This is a genomic window from Streptococcus intestinihominis (assembly GCF_046824975.1).
Taxonomy (GTDB): domain Bacteria; phylum Bacillota; class Bacilli; order Lactobacillales; family Streptococcaceae; genus Streptococcus.
In genome coordinates this window covers 80,850-88,285 of the sequence record NZ_JBKQBL010000003.1, presented here as the reverse complement: position 1 = coordinate 88,285, position 7,436 = coordinate 80,850, and the positions used below count along the sequence as shown (strand labels likewise).

The following is a 7,436-nucleotide window of genomic DNA, read 5'->3' as shown; positions in this document are numbered from 1 at the left end:
GACTGACAAGCTAAAGGAATACGGCGCCAACTTAATCATTTCAATGGCTTGGGTTGCTCCAACCGGATTTTTGATCAGGACTAAGGTACATTCTTTATCCCCAATCTTAAAGGTTTCCTGACGGCCGAAGACAGCCTTGCTCTTGTCGAAACCACGCTTAATGACGTCTGGACTCGCTTCAAAATAATGGGCAACCGCAACTGCAGCGAGGGCGTTGTATATATTATAGAGGCCCCCAATATTGATGTGGTAGTTTGTCCCGTTGATTTTAAAGTGAGAAGAAGTATTGGTCAGCTCGGTCAATTCATTAACTGCCACTGTCAATGGAGGACGATGGAAGCCACAGCTTTCACAAATGTAATCTCCCAGATTGGCATAGGTGTTTAATTGGTAAGTTAAAATACCGTGACACTCTGGACAAACGATTCCTTCCGTATTGTAATGAGCTAGCTGCGGAGCAGTTTTTTCCGTATCAAATCCAAAATATTGAACGGGATTTGGTAGGGGAAGGGTGTGGAAAAGTGGGCTATCCCCATTCATCAGAACAGTCGCTTGAGGCGCTTTTTTAATCCCATCTAAAATCATCCGATAAGTCGTGTAGATTTCCCCATAGCGATCCATTTGATCCCGGAAAATATTGGTGATTACAAACAAGGTCGGAGTGATGTAGTCACAAATTCGAGCCAGGCTGGCTTCATCGATTTCAAGAACAGCGATAGGACGACCAGAAGAACCTTTTGCGTTCAAGAAAGTAGTCGTAATCCCTGAAATCATATTAGCCCCACTAGGATTGGTCACGATAGGTCCGAAAGCCTCCCGAAGAATGCCAACAGTGAGAGCTGTTGTTAGTGTTTTCCCATTCGTGCCAGTGATAACCACAATTTCGTAGTTCTGGGCCAGGTATTGTAAAATGTCTTTATCAATTTGGAGGGCGATTTTTCCAGGAAGGGTAGAGCCACGACCAAGCAAACGCAAGAGGTGACTACTCGTTTTTCCGGCAATAAGCCCTATACTAGTCTTAATCTTCATAATTCATATTTTATCACAAAAACCAACAGAAGGTTACAGAAAAATCTGTTGAAACATGATATAATGGTGTAGAGTAGTTTGAACGCGCTATCCATTTGCTAGAAGCCTTGCTGTTTCCAGTAATCATCCACAATTGTTAGCTGCGTGAAAAGCCTAGAAGAGAAGTGGTAGGTATGAGATTGTGAACATCCAACAATTGTCAAATCCCCAGTATTGGGCCAGTTTATTTCCCACTCCATGGAGTGTGGTTGTCAACCTGATTGACATTGCCCTAGTAGCCTGGTTATTGTATTATTTTATAAAAGCCATTGTCGGCACTAAAATTATGATTTTAGTCCGTGGTGTCTTGACCTTTTTCTTATTTGAGTTAGTTGCCAATATGATTGGTCTGACGACCATTTCTTGGTTGATCAACCAAATCATCACATACGGGGTCATTGCTGCGGTAGTGATTTTCTCTCCGGAAATTCGGACGGGATTAGAACGATTAGGTCGAGCAACTGAATTTTTCTCAACCAACCAGATTAGTACAGAAGAAAAATTGGTTCAATCCTATGTAAAAGCCGTTGCTTATATGAGTCCTCGAAAGATTGGTGCCTTGGTTGCTATTCAAGGGAGTAGAACCCTTCAAGAATATATTTCTACGGGTATTCCCCTCGATGCAGATGTTTCGGGTGAACTTCTGATTAATATTTTTATCCCCAACACCCCGCTTCACGATGGGGCAGTGATTGTCACCAATGATAAAATTGCTGTATCTTGTGCCTATCTCCCCTTAACAGAAAGTACGGGAATTTCAAAAGAGTTCGGAACGCGACACCGGGCAGCAATTGGCTTGTCTGAGGTAAGTGATGCCTTCACCTTTGTTATTTCAGAAGAAACGGGTGGTATTTCCATTACGAGAAATGGGAGTTTTAGACACGACCTCAGTATCGAAGAATTCGAACAAGAATTGCGTGCCTTCATTATTCCAGAAGATCAAGAGAAAAAAGATTTGAAATCAAGAATTTTTGGAGGACGCGTCAAATGATTTCAAAAAGAAAAATAGTCTATATTGTGACCTCTGTCTTTTTCTCAAGTCTCTTGTTCATCAATGCAACTTCTGTTAATTTTCAGAATAACAGTAGTGCGCGTCAAGTTAGTTCTGAAACCTACACGAATACCTTGACCAATATTCCAATTGACGTAAAGTACAACGATAGTAAATATTTTGTCAGCGGGATTAGTTCAGAAGTGACCGTCTTTCTTAAAGGATCTAATCGTGTTGCTTTAGCATCAGAAATGCAGGCTAGTACTCGTAAATTTAAAGTGGTAGCCGATTTAAGAGATCTGAAAGAAGGCGAGCATGAAATCATATTAAACATTGAAGGCTTACCTTCTGGTTTAACAGCAACCATCGAGCCTCAGAAGGTAACTGCAAAAATTGGTAAGAAAATGACGAAAAAATTTGATGTTTCCGTCACGATACCAGATAAACAAATTGCTCCAGGTTGGAATCTCTCGCATGTTACTTTCTCTGAGGATGAGGTATCTGTAACAAGCGACCAAGATACTTTAGCTAAAATTGATCATGTGGAAGCCATCTTCCCTGAAGGAGATCTTTTGAACAATACCTATACTGCAACCGTATCAATGAAGGCAGTAGACAGTGAAGGGAATGATTTACCAGTCATCATCTCTCCATCAGAACTCTACATGAAGGTTGAGTTGAAACAAACCAGTTCCAGCTCTTCCTCGACCAGTTCTTCATCACATAATAGCAATTAATAAAGATTCATCGAAAGGAATATCATAATGGGTAAATATTTTGGAACGGACGGAGTCCGTGGAGAAGCAAACGTCGAATTGACGCCAGAGTTGGCCTTTAAGCTCGGTCGATACGGAGGTTATGTCCTCAGTCAACATGAAAAAGGAACTCCACTTGTTTTCGTAGGACGAGATACACGTATTTCTGGTGAAATGTTAGAAAGTGCTCTCGTAGCAGGTCTCCTATCTGTAGGGATTAAAGTTTATAAACTCGGTGTCATCGCGACACCAGGTGTAGCTTATTTGGTTCGTTCTGAAGGTGCAAGTGCTGGGGTCATGATTTCTGCCAGTCATAATCCAGCCTTAGACAATGGGATTAAATTCTTTGGGAATGATGGCTATAAATTAGACGATGACCGTGAACTAGAGATTGAAGCCTTATTGGATGCGGAGTCTGATACTCTTCCTCGACCTAGTGCAGAAGGTCTTGGTACAGTGATGGACTATCCTGAAGGACTTCGTAAGTATCAAGAATACTTAGTTTCAACTGGAACCCAGCTGGAAGGAATGCACGTGGCTCTGGATGCTGCGAATGGTTCCGCATCTACAAGTGCCCGTCATGTCTTTGCTGACTTGGGAGCACGTTTGACAGTTATTGGAGAAAGCCCAAATGGTCTCAATATCAATGACCAAGTAGGCTCGACCCATCCTGAGGCTTTGCAAGAGGCTGTCCGAGAATCTGGTGCAGCTATTGGTTTGGCTTTCGATGGTGATAGTGACCGTTTGATTGCAGTTGACGAAAATGGGGACCTGGTCGATGGTGATAAAATCATGTACATCATCGGGACCTACCTTTCTGAGAAAGGTCTCTTAAAAGATAACACTATCGTAACGACGGTCATGTCCAATCTAGGCTTTCATAAGGCTTTGGATGCCAAGGGCATTAACAAGGTTGTGACAGCTGTCGGAGACCGCTATGTGGTCGAAGAGATGCGGAAGTCTGGTTACAATCTAGGTGGTGAACAGTCTGGTCACGTGATTGTCATGGACTACAATACCACCGGAGATGGCCAGATGAGTGCCGTTCAATTGACTAAGATTATGCAAGAAACTGGTCGTACTTTATCAGACCTTGCATCAGAAGTTACCATCTATCCTCAAAAATTGGTCAATATCCGTGTTGAAAACAGCATGAAAGACAAGGCTATGGAAGTTCCTGCCATTCGCGCAATCATTGAAAAAATGGAAGCTGAAATGGCTGGGAATGGCCGTATCTTGGTGCGTCCAAGTGGTACCGAACCACTTCTTCGTGTCATGGCAGAGGCTCCGACTGATGAAGAAGTGGACTACTATGTGGATACCATTGCTGCTGTAGTCAAAGATGAAATTGGTCTTGAAGATTAAATAAAGAAGTAAACTCTCCAAGTGAGAGTTAAGGAGGTTAATATGAAATATTTACGTCGAATGATGTGGTCCCTAGCCCTTGTTGCTGCAGTTATTTTTTCGAATGCTTTTGTTCAAACTATTCAAGCGTCAGAAGTCCTGTCTTATACGCAAACAGCTAGTCTGACCAAGGATAACCAAGCAGTAACCAGTGGAACCACAGTCTTATCAAACGAAAAATTGTCTGCTACCATCAATGTAGCCTTTCCTGATACACAAGCCATTCAAGCAGGAGACACCCTGACCTTGGCTTTGCCTAAAGAATTAACCTTCTATACAGCTCTAGAATTTGATGTGGTAGAAGAAGGCCAAACAAATGGTCAGACAGTCGGGAAAGCTGTTGTCAATTCGGCAAACAAGACCGTAACGGTTACATTTAACGATTACTTTGCTTCACACCCTCTCAATAAACGCGTTTCTTTACGTTTTGATGTGAAAGTTGATCCAGAGGTTGTTACCAAAACATCCCCACTGACCTTTAAATTTGGTAATACAGATTTTTCATTAAACTACGAAAAAACAGATGGCCAAGCTGGTGACTATGAAATGAAATATGGCTACCAAGACCAAACAGATCCAACGATTGTAAAATGGCGGATTATCTTAAATGCTCGTCAAGATATCCTTCGTGGAATGGTCATTAAAGATCAATTTGGAGATGGTTTGACACTGGTAGAAGGTAGTTTCCGTGCGGTTCGCTTTAGTCCAGTAGATGGTGGAATTAGAAACGAAGCCCATATTTTAACTCTGCCAGTTTTAGATAATTTCAGTAAAAAAGCTGTCTTCGACAAGAATGCAGCTGGTCAGATCACAGGATTTACTATTGAATTTGGAGATAACTACAATTGGCCAATGTATATTGAATACTCTACTAGAGTGGCTCCGGGTACAAAAGTTGGCGATCTAGTTCATAATACTTTGACATGGACAGCAACCAATTTTCCTGAGCCTCGTAGTTTAACACGCGAATTGAGATTGGAATCGGGATCTGGAGAAGGATTAGGTGAGAAAGAACAAACCCCACCGACACCAAGTTCAAGTTCTTCATCAAGTTCAAGTTCTTCATCAAGCTCAAGTTCTTCATCAAGTTCTAGTTCTTCGTCAAGTTCATCGTCTTCATCAAGTTCTAGCTCTTCGTCAAGTTCATCGTCTTCATCAAGTTCTAGGTCTTCGTCAAGTTCATCATCTTCGTTAAGTTCTAGTACTTCATTAAACTCATCATCAACTTCTGTCAAAGAAGAAGAAACTCCAAAAACTTGGAAGAAAAAAGTTCTTCCAAGTACAGGTGAAAAGATGACGCCTGTTATCTTCCTTGTCGGTATCTTGGGATGTGCAGTTGGTATTACAGTGTTTCGCTCTAAGAAGTTAACAAAATAATCCTCTTTTTTAAAAGGCTGGAAATTACTCCAGTCTTTTTTAATTGGATGCTAGAAATAAATATGCAAAAGTATGGTTGTAAAAAAACACCTGCCATAAATTAGCTGTCTTTCTTGTAAAAGGTGGATGTTTGAAAAATGCCCTTTTTCGTGGTAAAATAGGGCTAATGAATTTATTGTAATAGAGGTAAAAAACGTGGCTTTTGGAGATAATGGAAAACGCAAAAAAACTTTTTTTGAAAAATTGACTATGCTAGTCATTGTGATTATGTTGATTGTAACGGTTGGAGCAATTTTTGCTGCAGCATTTGGTGCACTATCCTACTAAGAGGATTCCAAGTAGCACTTGGTAATAAAAGGAAAACGTTAAATTATGAGTATGTTTTTAGATACAGCCAAAATCAAGGTCAAGGCTGGGAATGGTGGAGATGGCATGGTCGCCTTCCGTCGTGAAAAGTATGTTCCCAATGGCGGACCTTGGGGAGGTGATGGAGGACGCGGAGGCAATGTTATCTTCGTTGTAGACGAAGGCTTGCGCACGCTGATGGACTTCCGCTATAACCGACATTTTAAAGCTCAAAATGGTGAGAAGGGGATGACCAAAGGGATGCACGGACGGGGAGCAGAAGACCTCTATGTGCGAGTACCGCAAGGGACAACTGTCCGAGATGCGGAGACTGGTAAGGTCATTACCGACTTGGTTGAAAATGGGCAAGAATATATTGTAGCCCATGGCGGACGTGGAGGACGCGGAAATATCCGTTTTGCAACTCCTAAAAATCCAGCGCCTGAGATTTCAGAAAATGGGGAACCAGGTCAGGAACGCGAACTCGAATTAGAACTCAAGGTCTTAGCAGATGTTGGTTTGGTTGGCTTCCCATCAGTAGGGAAATCAACTCTTCTCAGTGTGATTACTTCTGCTAAGCCAAAAATTGGAGCTTATCATTTTACAACCATTGTTCCGAATTTGGGCATGGTTCGGACACCATCAGGTGAGTCCTTTGCAGTTGCAGACCTTCCTGGATTGATCGAAGGGGCTAGCCAAGGTGTCGGTCTGGGTACCCAATTCCTTCGCCACATTGAGCGCACCCGTGTTATCTTGCATGTCATCGATATGTCAGCGAGTGAAGGACGCGATCCTTATGAAGATTACGTTCAAATCAACAAGGAGCTTGAAACCTATAATCTTCGCTTGATGGAGCGACCACAGATTATTGTCGCTAATAAAATGGATATGCCAGAGAGCCAAGAAAACTTGAAAGAGTTCAAGAAAAAATTGGCTGCCAATTACGACGAGTTTGATGAATTGCCACAGATTTTCCCAATCTCTAGTTTGGCCCATCAAGGCTTGGACAATTTGTTGGAAGCAACAGCAGACTTGTTAGATAAAACACCAGAATTCCTCTTGTATTCAGAAGAAGATATGGCGCAAGAAGAAGTCTACTATGGCTTTGATGAGGATCAACCAGCCTTCGAAATCAATCGAGATGATGATGCTTCTTGGATCTTGTCTGGTGATAAGTTAGAAAAACTCTTCAATATGACCAATTTTGATCGGGATGAGTCTGTCATGAAATTTGCGCGTCAATTGCGTGGAATGGGTGTCGATGAAGCTCTTCGAGCACGCGGTGCTAAAGACGGCGATATCGTTCGAATCGGTAAATTCGAATTTGAATTTGTTGACTAGTTAGAGATAAAGAGGAGAAGAAGATGGGAGATAAACCTATATCCTTTCGTGATAAAGACGGAAATTTTGTCTCTGCTGCAGACGTTTGGAATGCAGAAAAATTGGAAGAACTCTTTAATAAGTTGAATCCCAATCGTAAGTTACGCTTAGAACGG

General features: G+C 41.9%; 7 protein-coding genes. 6 read left to right on the top strand and 1 reads right to left on the bottom strand.

The window, feature by feature from the left end; all coding sequences use genetic code 11:
* Positions 1–1,029: Mur ligase family protein (locus ACLOR3_RS05540; RefSeq protein ID WP_412037062.1), on the bottom strand; the 1,029-nt coding region annotated here is incomplete at its 3' end.
* Between the two features lie 181 nt (positions 1,030–1,210).
* Here ACLOR3_RS05540 and cdaA point away from each other — a divergent pair.
* The 6 genes from cdaA (at position 1,211) to obgE (ending at position 7,281) form a co-directional block, all read left to right on the top strand.
* On the top strand, positions 1,211–2,059 hold the full coding sequence (cdaA, locus tag ACLOR3_RS05535) for a diadenylate cyclase CdaA (RefSeq protein ID WP_006596607.1): 849 nt from the start codon (positions 1,211–1,213) through the stop codon (positions 2,057–2,059).
* The gene (locus ACLOR3_RS05530) at positions 2,056–2,796 is read left to right on the top strand and encodes a CdaR family protein (protein WP_006596606.1); all 741 of its coding nucleotides are present in this window, start codon (positions 2,056–2,058) and stop codon (positions 2,794–2,796) included. The genes cdaA and ACLOR3_RS05530 overlap by 4 nt, the downstream gene beginning before the upstream one ends.
* 27 nt (positions 2,797–2,823) lie before the next feature.
* Complete coding sequence (glmM, locus tag ACLOR3_RS05525; protein WP_411400455.1) at positions 2,824–4,179, top strand: phosphoglucosamine mutase; 1,356 nt, start codon at positions 2,824–2,826, stop codon at positions 4,177–4,179.
* A 42-nt stretch (positions 4,180–4,221) separates the two neighbouring features.
* Positions 4,222–5,595, top strand: coding sequence for an Ig-like domain-containing protein (locus ACLOR3_RS05520; RefSeq protein WP_411400454.1), 1,374 nt, complete (start codon positions 4,222–4,224; stop codon positions 5,593–5,595).
* A 195-nt stretch (positions 5,596–5,790) separates the two neighbouring features.
* The gene (locus tag ACLOR3_RS05515) at positions 5,791–5,922 is read left to right on the top strand and encodes a DUF4044 domain-containing protein (RefSeq protein WP_023022768.1); all 132 of its coding nucleotides are present in this window, start codon (positions 5,791–5,793) and stop codon (positions 5,920–5,922) included.
* Between the two features lie 45 nt (positions 5,923–5,967).
* A complete protein-coding gene (gene obgE / locus ACLOR3_RS05510; protein ID WP_120702126.1) occupies positions 5,968–7,281 on the top strand; it encodes a GTPase ObgE in 1,314 nt (437 codons plus the stop codon).
* Positions 7,282–7,436 lie beyond the last annotated feature (155 nt).

Coding starts and splice junctions, on each gene's coding strand:
- ACLOR3_RS05520 (WP_411400454.1), top strand. CDS start 4,222: ATGAAATATTTACGTCGAATGATGTGGTCCCTAGCCCTTGTTGCTGCA.
- ACLOR3_RS05530 (WP_006596606.1), top strand. CDS start 2,056: ATGATTTCAAAAAGAAAAATAGTCTATATTGTGACCTCTGTCTTTTTC.
- obgE (WP_120702126.1), top strand. CDS start 5,968: ATGAGTATGTTTTTAGATACAGCCAAAATCAAGGTCAAGGCTGGGAAT.
- glmM (WP_411400455.1), top strand. CDS start 2,824: ATGGGTAAATATTTTGGAACGGACGGAGTCCGTGGAGAAGCAAACGTC.